This is a genomic window from Paraburkholderia sp. GAS448, assembly GCF_050435685.1.
Lineage (GTDB): Bacteria > Pseudomonadota > Gammaproteobacteria > Burkholderiales > Burkholderiaceae > Paraburkholderia.
The window spans coordinates 253,109-268,068 of the sequence record NZ_JBNDKT010000004.1 but is presented as its reverse complement, the minus strand read 5'-3'; the positions used below and the strand labels follow the sequence as shown (position 1 = coordinate 268,068).

Here is a 14,960-nt window from a genome sequence, read left to right as displayed (position 1 = left end):
AAACGTTCGTGATGACAGCGTAGGTCCCAGCGTAGGTTTTGAAATTGAGCCTTTAAAGTAAAGGCTCAGATCCCGCCGATGCACATGTACTTGATGACAACATAGTCATCGATGCCGTAGTGCGATCCTTCGCGACCGAGTCCCGATTGCTTGACGCCGCCGAACGGTGCGACTTCGTTCGAAATCAGGCCGGTGTTGATGCCCACCATGCCGTATTCGAGCGCTTCGGCGACCCGCCACACGCGGCCGATATCGCGGCTGTAGAAATACGCGGCGAGACCGAACTCGGTGTCGTTTGCGAGGCGGATCACTTCTTCGTCGGACGAGAAGCGGAAGAGCGGCGCCAGCGGGCCGAACGTTTCGTCGCGCGCCACCTTCATCGAAGGCGTGACGTCGGCGAGAATCGTCGGCTCGAAGAAGCCGTGGCCGAGCGCATGCCGCTTGCCGCCGGCGACGATGCGCGCACCTTTTGCCAATGCGTCTTCGATGTGCGATTCGACTTTCAGCACGGCCGCTTCGTTGATCAGCGGACCTTGGGTGACGCCTTCATCGGTGCCCTTGCCGACCTTCAGACCGGCGACGGCGTCCCGCAGCTTCGCCGCGAACGCGTCGTAGACACGGTCGTGAACATAGAAGCGGTTGGTGCAGACGCAGGTCTGTCCGCTGTTGCGGTACTTCGATGCGATTGCGCCAGCGACGGCCTCATCGAGATCCGCGTCGTCGAACACGATGAACGGCGCGTTGCCGCCGAGTTCGAGCGAGACCTTCTTGACGGTCGGCGCGCACTGCGCCATCAGCAGACGGCCAACCGGCGTCGAGCCCGTGAACGACAGCTTGCGCACGATCGGGTTACCGGTCATTTCCGCACCGATTGCTTTCGGGTCGCCGGTAATGACGCTGAAAATGCCGGCCGGCACGCCTGCGCGTTCGGCGAGCACGGCAAGCGCAAACGCCGACAGCGGCGTGGCTTCCGCCGGCTTGACGATGATCGGGCAACCTGCCGCCAGCGCAGGGCCGACCTTGCGCGTGATCATCGCAGCGGGGAAATTCCACGGCGTGACCGCGGCGCACACCCCGACCGGCTCTTTCGTGACGACGATGCGTTTGTCCGGAGACGGCGTCGGGATCGTGTCGCCGTTGACGCGCTTCGCTTCTTCCGCGAACCATTCGAGGAACGAGGCTGCGTAGACGATTTCGCCTTTCGCTTCGGCGAGCGGCTTGCCTTGCTCGGTCGTCAGGATGAGGGCGAGGTCGTCGGCGTTGGCGAGCATCAGGTCGTGCCAGGCGCGCAGGATCTTTGCGCGCTCCTTGCCCGTTTTTGCACGCCACGCCGGCCACGCCGCATTGGCGGCTTCGATCGCGCGACGGGTTTCCTGCGCGCCCATGCGCGGCACTTTGGCGATGCGCTCGCCGGTTGCCGGGTTGACGACGTCGAACGTGGTGTCGTCGTCCGCCTGTTGCCATTGGCCCGCGAGCCAGGCACGCGTTTGCAACAGCTTCGGGTCTTTCAGATTTTCAAGCGCTTGCGTCATGATCGGGTCTGCGTAGGTTTCGGGAAAGAACGCGAATCACGCGGCAACGCCGACGGTTTCCTTCAGCACCTCTTCGAGAATCGCGACCCCTTCCTCGAAGACGGCGTCCTGGATCGTCAGCGGGAACAGGAAGCGGATCACGTTCGAGTAGACGCCGCACGTGAGCAGCAGGAGACCGCGCTCGAGTGCGCGTGCCTGTACGCGCTTCGTGAAGTCTGCATCCGGCTCGCTGGTGCCCGCCTTGTTGAACTCGACCGCGACCATCGCGCCCGGGCCGCGCACGTCGGCGATCTGCGCGACTTCGCCGCGCAGCGCGACGAGCCTCGTCTTCAGGCGTTCGCCGAGAACCGTCGCACGCTCGCACAGCTCTTCTTCGTCGATGATGTCGAGCACAGCATGCGCGGCTGCCACGGCCAGCGGATTGCCGGCGTACGTGCCGCCCAGCCCGCCAGGCGCTGCCGCATCCATGATCTCTGCACGGCCGACCACGCCCGACAGCGGCATGCCGCCCGCCAGACTCTTGGCGATCGTCATCAGATCCGGCGCGACGTCATGATGCTGCATCGCAAACAGCTTGCCGGTGCGTGCAAAACCCGTCTGCACTTCGTCGGCAATCAGCAGGATGCCGTGCTCGTTGCACAGCTTGCGCAGCGCCCGCACGAACTCGGTCGGCGCCGCATAGAAACCGCCTTCACCTTGCACCGGCTCGAAAATGATCGCGGCGACGCGTTTCGGATCGATATCGGCCTTGAACAGATGTTCGATCGCGCGCAGCGAATCGGCGACCGAGACGCCATGCAGCGGGTTCGGGAACGGGGCATGGAAGACGTCCGACGGGAACGGTCCGAAGCCGATCTTGTACGGTGCGACCTTGCCGGTCAGCGCCATGCCCATCAGCGTGCGGCCGTGAAAGGCACCCGTGAACGCGATCACGCCCGGACGGCCGGTTGCCGCGCGCGCAATCTTGATCGCGTTTTCGACGGCTTCAGCGCCGGTCGTGAAGAAGGCGGTTTTCTTCGGATGGTCGCCTGGCGCGCGGGCGTTGATCTTCTCGGCCAGTTCGACATACGAGGCGTACGGCACGATCTGATACGCGGTGTGCGTGAAGTGATCCAGCTGCTCGCGGATCGCGGCGACGATCTTCGGATGGCGGTGGCCCGTGTTGACCACGGCAATGCCGGCGCCGAAATCGATGAAACGGCGACCCTCGATGTCCCACAGCTCCGCGTTCTCCGCGCGCTCGGCGTAGAAGTTGCACATCACGCCGACACCACGTGGGGTCGCGGCGTCCTTACGGGCTTGAAGTCCTGCATTGGTGTTGGCCATGGTCATCTCCTTCGCTTGGCATTCTTCGGGGGGTCGGTCGGGCGCCGCGCAAAGCGGCACATGCAGCGACTATAATCAGATTTGGCTCTTAACTTCAGAGCCATTTCAATAAAAATGTAGGAGCCAATCATGCGTGCGAGCGTTTTGTCCGACTGGCTGGCCCAGCGGCTCGATCGGGGCAACGGCCAGCCGGTCTACCGGCAACTGCACCGGCTGCTGCAGCAGGCCATCCTGTCGCGCGAACTGCCGGCAGGCAGCAAGGTGCCGTCTTCGCGTCTTCTGGCCGCCGAACTTGGCATCGCGCGCAATACCGTCACACAGGTGTACGAGCAACTGGTGCTCGAAGGCTACGTCAGTTCGGCGACCGGGCGCGGCACCTTCGTCGCCGACAGCGCGCCGGACGAAATCATCGGTGCGCCGGATGCTGCGGCCCCGAACGGACCGTCCAGCGTGGCCGACGCACTGTCTCAGCCGCTTCCCGCTGCGCGGGCGCTGTCGTCGCGCGGCGCGCGGCTGATCGCCGGCGCCGGGGTATCGAAGCGGCAATGGGGCGCGTTCATGCCCGGCGTGCCGGACGTCTCGCGCTTTCCCGCGCGCGTCTGGAGCCGCCTGCACGCGAAGTACTGGCGGCGCCTGCGTCCCGACCTGCTGACCTACGCGCCGGGCGGCGGCCTCGCGCTGCTGCGTCATGTGCTGGCCGAATACCTGCGCACGTCGCGCTCGGTGCGCTGCACGCCGGAGCAGATCATCATCACGACGGGCATCCACCAGTCCGTCGATCTGGCCGTGCGACTGCTGTCCGATCCGGGCGACGTGATCTGGACCGAAGATCCCTGCTACTGGGGCGTGCGTAGTGTGCTGCATGTGTCGGGCCTGCAATCGCGGCCGATTGCGATAGATGAAGAAGGGATCAACCCGTCCGCCGACGATCTCGCGGCGCCGCCCCGGTTGATGCTGGTGACGCCGTCGCATCAATACCCGCTCGGCATGGTGATGAGCCTCGCGCGGCGGCGGATGCTCCTCGAGTATGCGCGCCAGCATCAGTGCTGGATCATCGAGGACGACTACGACAGCGAATTTCGTTACGGCAGCCGGCCGCTTGCTTCGCTGCAGGGGCTGGATACGGCGGGGCAGGTGATCTACGTCGGCAGCTTCGGCAAGACGTTGTTTCCCGGCCTGCGGATCGGTTATCTGGTGGTGCCCGAGGCGCTCGCCGAAAGTTTCGCGACGGCGAGCGCGGAGCTGTATCGCGAAGGGCAGTTATTGCAGCAGGCGGTGCTGGCGGAATTCATCGCGGAAGGGCATTTCACGTCGCACATCCGCAAGATGCGCACCTTGTACGGTCAGCGCCGGCAGACGCTGCTCGACGCCGCCGCGCGACGTTACGGCGATGCGCTGCCCGCCGTCGGCGGCGACGCGGGCCTGCATCTCGTGATGCAGCTGCCCGAAGGCACCGACGATCGCGCCGTGGCGAGAGCCGCGCTGGAACGCAACATCGTCGTGCGGCCGCTGTCCGGCTACTACGCGGAACCGGCGCGCGCGCCCTCGGGGCTTCTGATCGGCTATGCGTGCGTGCCCGACGATGAAATCGCTCCTGCGTTCGATACGCTCGCCGATGCGATCGATACGACGCTCACGCAATTTGCGTGAGCCGTTGACGCGCCACGAACCGCAAGTCAGATGCGGATCAGCACGGCGCCGAGCGTGACGAGCAGGCAGGCGGCGATGCGTCGCGTCGTCAGTTTTTCGCGCATCACGAACCAGCCGATCAGCACCGCGAAGATCGAGCTGAGCTCGCGCAGCGCGGACACCATCGCGATCGGCAGATAGCGGTAGGCCTCGATGATCAGGCAATAAGCGGTGAGCGCGATCACGCCGGACAGCATGCCCTTGAGCATCTGGTCGCGCCCGATGAAAAGCCCCTTCGAGCCGCCGCGCCAGTGCCACACGAGCAGGAACTGCGGAACATTCCAGATCAGATAGACCCACATGATGTAGCTGAGCCCATTGCCAGCCACGCGTGCGCCGATCCCGTCGACGACCGAATACGTCGCGATAAACAAGCCGGTGAGCAGCGCAAATGGCACGCTCTCGCCCGAAAACCGCATGTTCCGGCGAAACGCCAGCGAGACGATGCCTATCGAGACCAGCGCCACGCCCATGGCAGCCAGCGGCTTGAGCGCCTCGTGCGCGAACACGAGTGCGCCGACGAACACCAGCATCGGCGACAGGCCGCGCGCGATCGGATAGATCTGACCGAAGTCGCCGCTACGGTACGCGCGGATCAGGGCGAGGCAATAGCCGAACTCGAGCACCACGGAAGCGAGGATGTACGGCCAGGCGGCGGGCGCGGGCAATGGCAGGACGACGACCCCGATCGCACTGACGACGACATACGGAATCGACATCATGCCGAGCAGCCAGATCCGGTCTTCGGAGAGATGCAGAAACGCGTTCCAGGTCGCGTGAAGCAACGAGGACAACAGGACCAGCAGTACCACAAACGTTTCCATCAAAGACCAGGGCGTAAGAGGGCGGCGAAAGCCGCAAGCGTGTTGTTATTCCGGCAGAACCCGGTTGCCGCGAAGCCGTCCGCGACCCAACGGGGCGAGTCCGCGCTGGCCGGGGGGGGGCGGCGGAGATGCCTTTCTATCAGATTATTTAACGCGGCGAAAGCGTGCCGCAGGCCTCGTCGAGGCCCGCAGCACGGAAGAGAGGGGGAAGGAGAGGAGTGCGTGCCGCACGTCGCGGCCTCGCGATATCGCAGGAACAGCTTCAGATCACCCGTTCGCGCAGCCAGGCGGAAGCGAGATCGATCGCGCTCACCACCACGATCACCATCAGCATCACGGCCGCCGTCTGCGCGTAGTTGAACGAGCGGATCGCCTCGTACAGCACGACGCCGATCCCGCCGGCGCCGACCATGCCGACCACCATCGCCGAGCGCACGTTCGACTCGAAACGGTACAGCGCGTAGGAAATCCACAACGGCATCACCTGCGGCAGCACGCCATAGATGATTTCATCGAGACTCGTGGCGCCGGTTGCGCGCACCCCTTCCGCCGGGCGTGGATCGATGGCTTCGACCGCTTCGGCAAACAGCTTGGCCAGCACACCGGTCGTGTGGACCCACAACGCGAGCACGCCGGCGAACGGGCCCAAACCGACCGCGACGATGAACAGCATCGCGAACACCATCTCGTTGATCGCGCGGCACGCGTCCATCAGGCGGCGCACCGGCTGCACGACCCATACAGGCGCCATGTTGGTCGCCGACAGCAGGCCGAATGGTACGGCGCACACGAGCGACAGGGCCGTGCCCCACACCGCGACCGAAAGCGTGACGAGCATCTCGTGCACATACGTGCGCCATTCGGTGAAGTCCGGCGGAAAGAAGTCTTTCGCGAACTGGCCCATGTTGCCGGAATCGGTCAGCAGATCGAGCGGACGCATGTCCGCGCCGTGCCACGATGCGCCCAGCACCGCGATCGCGACGATCCAGCCGATGAGCGATACCCAGCTGCGCTTGCCGGCGCGCGCAGCCGGATGCCCGCTCGCGTGACCCGCGGCGCCGGCGTGTTGCGGCTCACGGGCCGCCGTCAGGTCGATGCCGTTCATTGCTTCGACGCAGCGGCGTTGAGTGCGCCAAGTTGCGCATCGAGCGCGGCGAGCTGGGTCTGGCGGTCGCTGTCCGACAGATGCGTATCGCTTTCGATCTTCTGCTTCTTCTGGAACAGCGCGACCTGACGGATCGGCAGGAGCTGTGCATCAGACGAAGCCGCGAAACCGGCGTAGCCCGTGATGCCGGCCATCACTTCCTTCTCGTGCGGATCGCTCTTTGCATAGTTCAGGAAGAAGTTGCGCAGCCTGTCTTTGGTTGCCTGCGGCAGATCCTTGCGCCACACGAGCGGATCCGACGGAATCAGCGGCGACGTCCACAGCACGCGCACCTGGGCGAACTTGTCCGGATGCTGCTTTTTCAGCGTATCGAGCATCTCGGTGTTGTTGGTCGCAATGTCGATCTTGTTGTTCACGACAGCCAGCAGGTTTGCTTCGTGGCTCGACGGCAGCACGGTCTTGAACGCAGTTTGCACCGGCGCGTTGTGCTTCGCGAAAAGGTAATAGCCCGGGATCAGCGAGCCCGACGTCGAGTTCGGATCGCCGAAGCCGAGCGTGACGTCCTTTGTATTCCTGAACACGTCGTCGAGCGTCTTGAAGCGGCTGTTGACGTTGGTGATGAGCACCGAGTTGTAACCCGAGTCGCCGTTCGCGTACACCGCCTTCGCGAAGACTTCGCCGTTCGAGCGGTCGACGGCTTCCATCGCCGACGCGTTGCCGAAGTAGCCGATCTGCACCTTGTTAAAGCGCATGCCTTCGATGATGCCCGAATAGTCGGTAGCGAAGAACGCCTTCACGTTCAGGCCGGTCTGCTTGTTGAGATCGTCGATCAGCGGCTGCCAGCGTTGTTTCAGCACCGCCGACGAATCGGTCGAAATGATGCCGAGATTCAGGTCTTCGGCCTGGACAGCCTGGGTGGCGAGGCTGGCAAAAGCGGCCACGCCGACGAGCAGTGTGCGCAGGAGTTTCATTGCTTGAGTTTCCGTTGGATGGGCGTGTGTAATGAGCGTGTGCAATCAGCGTGACCGGTCGGCGACCGGAAGGCTGATGCGGTTAAACGCTGGGAGCGGGATCGAGCGTGAAGGCGTAGCGCGCGGACTGCGCGACAGCGCCCTCGCCGCTACCCTTGTCGTCGAGCAGTTCGCGGGCGTCGTCGCCATAGAGCTGCTTGAGCAGTGCGGGCGTAAGCGCGCTGGACGGGCCGTCGTAGACCACCTTGCCGCGCCGCATGGCGATGGTGCGCGGGCAGTACTGCATGGCCATGTCGACCTGGTGCAGCGACACGAGGACGGTCAGCTGATATTCGGCGTTCAGTGTGCGCAGCATTTCCATCACGCGGCGCGATGACTCCGGATCGAGCGAGGCGATCGGCTCGTCGGCGAGAATGATGCGGGCGCGCTGCACGAGTGCGCGTGCCAGCGCCGCACGCTGCTGCTGGCCGCCCGACAGCGTTGCTGCTCGTTCATAAGCGTGCTCGGCGATGCCGACTTCGCTCAGCGCGTTCATCGAAAGCGTGCGCTCGGTGAGCGGAAAGCGGCCTGTCAGACGGCGCCACAGCGGCAGCCGCGCGAGGGCGCCGATCAGCACGTTGCTCTCTACCGACAGCCGGTTCACGAGGTTGAACTGCTGAAAGACGAAACCGATATCGCGCCGAATGCTTCGCACTTCACGTACGATGCGGCCGTTCTGCTGGATCGGCCGGCCGAGAATCGAGATCTGCGACGGTTGCGCGTCCGATACGGTGAAGCCGGCAATGTGCCGCAAGAGCGTCGACTTGCCCGAGCCTGACGCGCCGATCAGCGCGACCATTTCGCCCGGCTCGATGCGCAGATCGATTTCGTCGAGTGCCTTGCGGCCGTTGTTGAACGTCTTGCTGAGACGCTCAATGCGGATGGCTTCCATGAATGCTCCGTCAAGGGCTCCGACCGACAGCCGGAAAGTTGACGGACATTCTAGAAAGCGTCTATGACAGTTGAGTGAAGGTGTTGAGACATCTAGACGACTATATCTGTTGACGCACGATGCGCGCAAACGTCCGCGCGTCATGTGACACCGCCATGACATGACGCCCGGTACTGTCACATTGTCATGCTTCATTCGCTGCGGACGGGATATATTGGCGAAATTGACGTGTGCCGTCCCAACGCCCCGAAAACTTTTCCAACGATACCCGGCGTCGCCATGCAACCACTCAGCTTTCTTGCCGACAGCTTTGCGGAGTACGAGGATCTGAAGGCAATTCTGGACGACGGCAGCGCCAGCTTCGAGATCCAGACCATTTGCGAAACACGCGTGCAAGGGCGCACCTTTGCAGTCCATACGGCGAGCATTGGCTCGACCGATCCACGGGCGCCTGCCATCGGTTTCTTCGGGGGCATTCACGGCCTGGAGCGGATCGGCACGCAACTCGTGCTCGACTATATGCGCGCGTTGCTCACGCGGCTCGAATGGGACGAACTGCTCGTGCGGCAGCTGCAATCGATTCGCCTGATTTTTATGCCGATCGTCAATCCCGGCGGCATGTGGGCAGGGACGCGCGCCAACCCGAACGGCGTCGACCTGATGCGCAACGCGCCGCAGGATGCCGACGAACACGTGCCGTTTCTTGCGGGTGGCCAGCGCCTCGGTGCGTGGCTGCCGTGGTATCGCGGGCGACGCGGCGCGCCGATGGAAGCGGAGGCAGCGGCGCTTTTGCGGGTCGTCGAAAGCGAACTGGCGGCGCGTCCGCTCAGCTTTGCGCTCGACTGTCATTCGGGTTACGGCTGGGGCGACAGCATCTGGTTTCCGTATGCCCGTACGCGCGAACTGATGCGCCACCTGCCGGAAATGTTCGCGTTGAAGACGATGTTCGAACACGCCCACCCGCATCACGGCTATACGTTCGAGCCGCAAAGCCATCAGTACCTGCTGCACGGCGACCTGTGGGACTACGCATACGATCGCACCCCGTCGACCAACGTCCTGCTGCCGATGACGCTCGAACTCGGCTCGTGGCTGTGGATCAAGAAAAATCCGTGGCAACTCTTCTCGCGCCAGGGGATGTTCAACCCGGTCAAGGCACATCGGACGGCGCGCGTCTTGAGGCGGCACGCGAACCTGCTTGAATTCCTGACGCGCGCCGCGTTCTCCGCGCCACGCTGGCTGCCGGAAGGCAAACGCAGGCAGCAGTTACAGCGAAGTGCAATCGACCACTGGTACCGGAAGGCGGGCACATGACGACATGGATCCTGCTGCGCGGGCTCACGCGCGAAGCGAGGCATTGGGGGCCTTTCCCGGGGCTGCTGCGCGCCGCGACGGAGGCCGGCGATGTGCTTCTACCCGACCTGCCTGGCAACGGCGCCTACACGCGTTTGCGTGCGCCGCTGGAAGTCGCCGATATGGTCGGTTTCGTGCGCCTTGCTGCACTGCAAAGCGGCGTGCCGGGACCGTACCGGCTTCTGGCGATGTCGCTTGGAGGGATGGTGGCGACCGCGTGGGCGCAGCGACATCCGCAGGATATCGAACGAATTGTTCTCATCAATACAAGCATGCGGCCGTTCAGCTGCGCGCAGGAGCGCCTGCGGCCGGGAGCGTGGGCGGATCTGCTGCGTGTTGCAGCGCACTGGGGCCAAACGGACGACGGGAAGGAGCCGGAGTCGCTCATTCATCAGCTCACATGCAACAACCGGCAAAGCGTCATTGACGATCTCGCCGCGTGGCGTGCGATTCGCGCCAGTGCCCCAGTCGGCCGGGGCAACGCACTGCGCCAGCTCTTCGCTGCCGCGCGGTTCAGTGCAGGGCAGAGCGTGCCGCAATGTCCAGCCTTGATTCTTTCATCTGAAGATGACCAGCTCGTGAACCCGGTGTGTTCCGCACAGCTCGCCAACGCGTGGCGAGCGACGCATCGTCATCATCCATGGGCGGGGCATGACCTGCCGCACGACGATCCCGAATGGACTTGCGAAGCCATCGCGACGTGGCTTGCAGAGGCGCCCCATTCCACGCACACGCCCATTGCTCAGTGACAGTACGAAGTCAGACTGAAATTATCTGATGAAGCATTTCGTGAGATATGTTGCACTGCGAATCAACGGATAAAAATGCGCTGCGGCCAAGCGGGTTTACCCGTCCCGCAAATGAGTGATACGGCCGGATAGAAGCAGCGTCGTAAATGCGCTTTATCTCGAAAAGATACGTTTTCGAGGTCGTCCGGGCTGATTCTTTCGCCACCTTACAAAGGTGCGTTATCCCGCCAAAACCAAGCCAGACAAGGGCGCCCCCCCAAATGTTGGGAGCTGGAGGCAGCGGGCCCGTCTGTAGCTCCTGATTCCGCCCGACAAAAGCGAAACGTTTTTCCGTGAACCAGTTCTGCACGAGAAATGCGCGCTAACTTGTTGAATTAACGACGATTGTGCGATTGCACAAGTTGTACGTACCCCGGTTCGATATCGCCGTGCGTTTCAAAATCGCAACATAAAACGACAGGGAAAACCCTTAGAAAAATATTCCGCATTACGGGAAATGTTGCTTTCTCTTTAATTTCAAATACTTACAGGCATGGCATCGACTATGCGTTTAGGTGCGGCGGATTGGTGATGTATGCCAAGCCGCCCACCCCTACCTCTATTAGGAGGATTCCATGCGAAAGACTTTAATAGCGACCGCTGCGGCCCTGGCCTTGGGCTTCAGTGGGTACGCGATGGCAAACCCATGTAGTGACAACGCAAAGTCCTGTGACCAGACATCCACGTCGGGTGCCAACACGCTGAACAGCACCGCATCCAACACTCAAGCTACCGGCACGGGCAGCAATGCCAACGAAATTGCCTCTGGCGCGAGCGTCTGGCAGGACTCCTTTAACAGCACCAAGGTCGTCGCACTGAGCAAGCTGGACGGGACGGTAAGTAACGTCAGCGTCTGGGGGATCGGCAACGTTGCCAAGAACTTCGGCAGCGCTGCGGGTGGCAGTGGCGGCAAGGGTGGATCAGGCTGGGGCGGCACTGGCGTTGGCGGTGACGGTGGCAACGGCGGCGCAGGCGGCAGCGGCGGCAACGGTGGCAGTGCAACCAACGGCAGCGCGACGGCAGGCAATGCCCACAACGGCAGCGCCACGGCTGGTGACGGCAATGCGGGCAGCGGCGGCAACGGCGGCACCGCGCACGCAGGTGGCACCCAGGGCGGTAACGGCTCTGGCAAGGGCGGCTGGGCAGCGGCAGGCAGCCTGGCAGCAGGCGGTCTTGCTGCCGGCGCTGGCGGTTCCGTAGGTGGTAGCGGCGGCGGCGGCGGCGGTGGCGGATCCGGCGGCGACGGTGGCGGTGCTCATGCGTTCAGGCATTCGACCGCGACGGCAACGTCGGCGGGCGGTGCGGGTGGCGCAGGCGCAGCGGGCGGTACCGGCGGTGGCACGGGCGGCGCAGGCTCTGGTACAGGCGGAGCAGGTACGACCGGCGCAGTTGCGGGTACGGGCGGTGCGGGCTCAGGCACGGGCGGTGCAGGCGGCGCAGCGACAGCGACGGCTGCCGCGGGCGGTGCAGGCGGCACGGGCACGGGCGGCAGTGCGACCAACGGCGGTGCAAGCACCATGGCGTCGAACGGCAGCGCAACGGCAGGCGTAGGCGCAGCGGGAGCAGCTGGCGGTGCGGGCGGCGCAGGCGGCACGGGCACGGGTGGTGTGGGTAACGGAGCAGTCGGCGGTGCCGGCGGCGCCGGTGGAACCAACACCGTGAATGCTGGCACGTTCGACATGGCAAACACCATGACGGGCGCGGCGCAGTCGGCAGCGGGCATCGTGGTCATGAACCAGAACAGCGGGATGGCGTCGCTTGTGCAACAAGCCGTCACTGTTCAGGCGAATCTGACCGTCGGCCACTAGAGATCAGGAGGCTGTTATGCGAAGAACTCTAATGGCGTCAGCTGTAGCCCTGGCCTTGGGCTTCAGCGGATACGCAATGGCCAACCCATGTAGCGACAACGCGAAGTCGTGCGATCAGAAGTCAACGACGGGAGCGAACAGTCTGACCAGTTCCGCAACCTCGGGTCAAACGACGACTACCGGTAGCAATGCCAACGAAGTGGCTTCTTATGCCACGGTCACGCAGGACTCCTTCAATAGCTCGAAGGTAGTTGCGTTGAGCAAGCTGGAGGGCTCGGTCACGTACGTGGGTGTCTCAGGAATCGGTAACGTAGCGAAGAACTGGGGCAGCGCCGCAGGCGGTAGTGGCGGCAAGGCTGGCAACGGCTATGGCGGTGCCGGCTACGGTGGCAGTGGCGGCAATAGCGGCAACAGCGGTAGCGGTGGCGATGGTGGCACGGCGAAGAACGGCAGCGCAAGCGCCGGTAGCGTCACCAACGGCAGCGCCACGGCTGGCACCGGCTATGGCGGCGACGGCGGTAAGGGTGGCTCTGCGAGTGCGGGTGGCACGCAGGGCGGCAACGGCTACGGCAAGGGCGGCTCGGCCCTGGGCGTTAGCGTAGCCGCAGGCGGCCTGGCCGTCGGCGTGGGCGGTAAGGATAGCGGCAACGGTGGCAAGGGCGGCAGCGGCGGAGGCGGGGGCAACGGTGGTGGTGCAAGCGCTGGCCATTACTCCACTGCAACCGCAACGTCGGCAGGCGGCGCGGGCGCAGCGGGTGGCGCTGGCGGTGCGGGTGGTGGCACGGGCGGGGCAGGCACCGGTACCGGCGGCGCGGCCACGGCCGGCGCGGTCACGGCATCGGGCGGTGCAGGCACCGGTACCGGCGGCGCAGGTGGCGCAGCGACAGCGACGGCTGGCGCGGGCGGTGCAGGCGGCACGGGCACAGGCGGCAGCGGTTCCAATGGCAGCGCGATGTCGACAGCGGCCAATGGCAGCGCAACCGGCGGTGCAGGTGCAGCAGGCGCAGCGGGTGTAGCAGGTGCTGCGGGTGCCACCGGGACTGGCGGTGTCGGCAACGGTGGTGTTGGCGGCGCTGGCGGTGCAGGCGGCACGAACAGTGTCAATGCCGGCACGTTCGAGATGGGCAATACGATGACGGCGGCGGCACAGTCGGCAGCGGGCATCTCGGTCATGAACCAGAGCAGTGCTATGGCGGGCCTGGCGCAACAGGCTGTCACCGTGCAGGCGAATCTGACTGTCGGACATTGAGCCAGAGTCGTCTATGCGTGAATGCGGGGGAATCTGCCGTGGGGCGTTCAGCGAAGCGCCTCACGGCAACCATTCCAACGTCAGGTGGACAACGTGGCCGGTGCACGGCGGGCAGTCCGCAGGGCACAGGTCACAGATATCCGGTCTTCATGCAGCCGCCACTGGCTGCATGAAGACCAAGGAGACACCCCATGCAAGCGCGAAAGAGCGTTTCGCTGCTGGTCCTGCCGGTCGTAATGACGATGGCCGCCTTTTCCGCGCGGGCTGCGGATGAGTTTCCTTCACCACCTCCACCGGCGCAAGCCGCTGCGACAGGTGAGCGGCCGGCTGTATCCGCGGCTGCGTCCATATCCGTTACTCCAGCGACCACTCCTGCTACTACAACCGCGACCGCGACCGCGGCCGGTTCCACACCCGCCGCACCGCAAGCGGCGAGGCGGGACGACTTCGGTGTCGCGATGACTTCCGATCAGCTCGACGCCCATCGGGGCGGCGATGCACTGATCGGCCAGAACAATCTGACCGGTACGGTCTCCGACAACACCGCTTACAAGATTTCAACGGGCTCGAATTCGATAGGCGGGGGCTCGTTCGCGAGTTCGAGCGGATTGCCGACGGTCATCCAGAATACCGGTGCCAATGTACTGATCCAGAACGCGACGGTCCTGAACGTACGCTTTGGGGAATGAGTAATGAAACCCATCGCCGCGTGCATCGCGCTCTCGTGTGGGGTCTTCATGTCGGCCGCACACGCGGATCCGATCGACATTGCCGATCCCTCTGGCGGATATTACGCGTTGCATGTGACAAGCCTGAAAGAAGCCCGCTTCAAGCGGACCGTCAGGCAGCAGTACGACTTCAGTTGCGGCTCGGCGGCGTTGGCGACGTTGCTGACGTACCAGTACGACTTTCCGGTCACCGAACAGCAGGCCTTTGCCGAAATGTTCGAACACGGCGACCAGGAGAAGATTCGCAGGGAAGGCTTCTCCCTGCTCGATATCCGCAATTTTCTGCTATCGCGCGGTTTCGAGGCCGATGGTTATGAGGTTCCGCTGGAAAAGCTCGAACAGACCCGAACGCCTGCGATCGTGCTGATCGTCGAACATGGCTATCACCACTTCGTCGTCATCAAGGGAGTGCGCAACGGGCGGATCCTGGTAGGCGATCCTGCAACCGGCACGCGGGCCATGTCGCAGGAGAGTTTTGAAGAGAAGTGGCAAGACCGCGTGGTGTTCGTCATCCACAACAGGCATGAACAGTCGAGATTCAACGATCTACGCGACTGGCATATCGCGCCGGATGCGCCGCTTTATACGGGCATCCCGCGTGAGGGTCTGTTCAGTGTGGTGATTCCGAAACTGAGCCCAGGTCAATTCTGAGAGCC

General features: G+C 63.9%; 13 protein-coding genes. 7 read left to right on the top strand and 6 right to left on the bottom strand.

The features are described 5' to 3' along the window. Nucleotides 1-65: 65 nt before the first annotated feature. Together P3T23_RS10100 and P3T23_RS10095 are read right to left on the bottom strand one after the other, a co-directional pair. Nucleotides 66-1,532: an NAD-dependent succinate-semialdehyde dehydrogenase gene (locus P3T23_RS10100; RefSeq protein WP_429316018.1), complete on the bottom strand. Its 1,467-nt coding sequence runs from the start codon at nucleotides 1,530-1,532 to the stop codon at nucleotides 66-68. A gap of 36 nt (nucleotides 1,533-1,568) precedes the next feature. Further along, nucleotides 1,569-2,858, bottom strand: a complete 1,290-nt coding sequence (locus P3T23_RS10095) for a 4-aminobutyrate--2-oxoglutarate transaminase (protein WP_429316017.1) — start codon at nucleotides 2,856-2,858, stop codon at nucleotides 1,569-1,571. A gap of 129 nt (nucleotides 2,859-2,987) precedes the next feature. On the opposite strand from P3T23_RS10095, the gene P3T23_RS10090 reads away from it, so the two are divergent. After that, nucleotides 2,988-4,508 (top strand): PLP-dependent aminotransferase family protein, encoded by a 1,521-nt coding sequence (locus P3T23_RS10090; protein ID WP_429316016.1) that lies wholly within the window; start codon nucleotides 2,988-2,990, stop codon nucleotides 4,506-4,508. 26 nt (nucleotides 4,509-4,534) lie between these two features. Here the strand turns inward: P3T23_RS10090 and P3T23_RS10085 are convergent, their stop codons facing one another. From P3T23_RS10085 to phnC, 4 genes are all read right to left on the bottom strand, one after another. Further along, entirely contained in the window at nucleotides 4,535-5,371 is an 837-nt protein-coding gene (locus tag P3T23_RS10085; RefSeq protein ID WP_429316015.1) for an EamA family transporter, read from the bottom strand. 262 nt (nucleotides 5,372-5,633) lie between these two features. Next, on the bottom strand, nucleotides 5,634-6,476 hold the full coding sequence (gene phnE / locus P3T23_RS10080) for a phosphonate ABC transporter, permease protein PhnE (protein ID WP_429316014.1): 843 nt from the start codon (nucleotides 6,474-6,476) through the stop codon (nucleotides 5,634-5,636). Next, nucleotides 6,473-7,447 (bottom strand): phosphonate ABC transporter substrate-binding protein, encoded by a 975-nt coding sequence (gene phnD / locus P3T23_RS10075; protein ID WP_429316013.1) that lies wholly within the window; start codon nucleotides 7,445-7,447, stop codon nucleotides 6,473-6,475. The genes phnE and phnD overlap by 4 nt, the downstream gene beginning before the upstream one ends. Nucleotides 7,448-7,529: 82 nt before the next feature. Continuing rightward, on the bottom strand, nucleotides 7,530-8,378 hold the full coding sequence (phnC, locus tag P3T23_RS10070; RefSeq protein WP_429316012.1) for a phosphonate ABC transporter ATP-binding protein: 849 nt from the start codon (nucleotides 8,376-8,378) through the stop codon (nucleotides 7,530-7,532). 279 nt (nucleotides 8,379-8,657) lie between these two features. Here phnC and P3T23_RS10065 point away from each other — a divergent pair, with 279 nt between their 5' ends. From P3T23_RS10065 to P3T23_RS10040, 6 genes are all read left to right on the top strand, one after another. After that, a complete protein-coding gene (locus P3T23_RS10065) occupies nucleotides 8,658-9,692 on the top strand; it encodes a M14 family zinc carboxypeptidase (protein WP_429316011.1) in 1,035 nt (344 codons plus the stop codon). Next, nucleotides 9,689-10,480 carry an alpha/beta fold hydrolase gene (locus P3T23_RS10060; RefSeq protein WP_429316010.1) on the top strand — a complete coding sequence of 264 codons (792 nt, stop codon included), beginning with the start codon at nucleotides 9,689-9,691 and terminating at the stop codon, nucleotides 10,478-10,480. Before P3T23_RS10065 ends, P3T23_RS10060 begins: the two co-directional genes overlap by 4 nt. 614 nt (nucleotides 10,481-11,094) lie before the next feature. Then, complete coding sequence (locus tag P3T23_RS10055) at nucleotides 11,095-12,327, top strand: hypothetical protein (RefSeq protein ID WP_429316009.1); 1,233 nt, start codon at nucleotides 11,095-11,097, stop codon at nucleotides 12,325-12,327. Nucleotides 12,328-12,343: 16 nt separating this feature from the next. After that, a complete protein-coding gene (locus P3T23_RS10050; RefSeq protein ID WP_429316008.1) occupies nucleotides 12,344-13,576 on the top strand; it encodes a hypothetical protein in 1,233 nt (410 codons plus the stop codon). Between the two features lie 191 nt (nucleotides 13,577-13,767). Next, a complete protein-coding gene (locus tag P3T23_RS10045; RefSeq protein ID WP_429316007.1) occupies nucleotides 13,768-14,265 on the top strand; it encodes a hypothetical protein in 498 nt (165 codons plus the stop codon). A gap of 3 nt (nucleotides 14,266-14,268) precedes the next feature. Then, the gene (locus P3T23_RS10040; RefSeq protein ID WP_429316006.1) at nucleotides 14,269-14,955 is read left to right on the top strand and encodes a C39 family peptidase; all 687 of its coding nucleotides are present in this window, start codon (nucleotides 14,269-14,271) and stop codon (nucleotides 14,953-14,955) included. The last annotated feature ends 5 nt before the right edge of the window (nucleotides 14,956-14,960 follow it).